Below are 881 nucleotides of genomic sequence, written 5' to 3'. Positions count from 1 at the left end.
TGCGTTTCATTCAGTTTTGTCCCAGCCTCTTTAGATAGTAATAATCTGTTCTAGCTATTCTTCGTTATAGACAACCTCGCCATCCACGAACGTCATCACCGCTCGTCCGGATTCTTTTATTGGATGCTTGTCCCAGAGCACTAGATCAGCGTCTTTGCCTACTTCAATACTTCCCAGCCGGTCTTCCAACCCCAGCACTTCGGCCGCCCGAATAGTGACACCCTCTAATGCGACATTCTCATCAAGACCAGCCTTCACAGCAAGCTGTGCCGACGTTTGAAGCTGACCGATAGGAATGACAGGATGATCGGTAATGATGGCAAAAGGAATCCCTTGTTGATCTAGCTTCGAATAAGTTTCCCATGAGATATTGCCAAGCTCGACTTTTTTACGACTGGAGAGCGTTGGACCTATCGAAAATTTATAGCGCTCTTTATATTTTTCAAGGTGATGGGCAATTTTATGCCCTTCGGTGACATGTTCGACATGGAGATCAATCTCAAATTCATTTGCAATCCGGATGGCTGTCATAATATCGTCAGCCCGGTGCGCATGCACACAAAGCGGGAGCTTTCGCTCTAGTACTTTTCCGATCGCTTCTAGTCTCAAATCACGAGGCTGAGCGGATTCCAAATAATGAGCCGCCTTAACAAAGCTTTCACGAATAAGTGCGGCTACACCCATCCTCGTAACGGGAGCTCGTCCTTGCTGACCATGGAACTTCTTCGGGTTCTCTCCTAGAGCCATCTTCAACCCTGCTTCTTCTTTGACAATCATATCTTCAACGACGGAATCAGGCTTTGCTTTCACAACTGTAGTCAGTCCGCCAATTACATTCGCGCTGCCCGGCAACACTTGAGCTGTGGTAATTCCAGCCTGCA

General features: G+C 47.4%; 1 protein-coding gene. It reads right to left on the bottom strand.

Annotated features, from left to right (window positions below):
* Nucleotides 1-54: 54 nt before the first annotated feature.
* On the bottom strand, nucleotides 55-881 hold an 827-nt coding region (locus LD39_RS20860; RefSeq protein WP_035553364.1), incomplete at its 5' end, for an amidohydrolase family protein.

It is taken from the genome of Halobacillus sp. BBL2006, assembly GCF_000786645.1.
Taxonomy (GTDB): Bacteria; Bacillota; Bacilli; order Bacillales; family Halobacillaceae; genus Halobacillus.
This window is presented reverse-complemented; position numbering and strand designations above follow the sequence as displayed.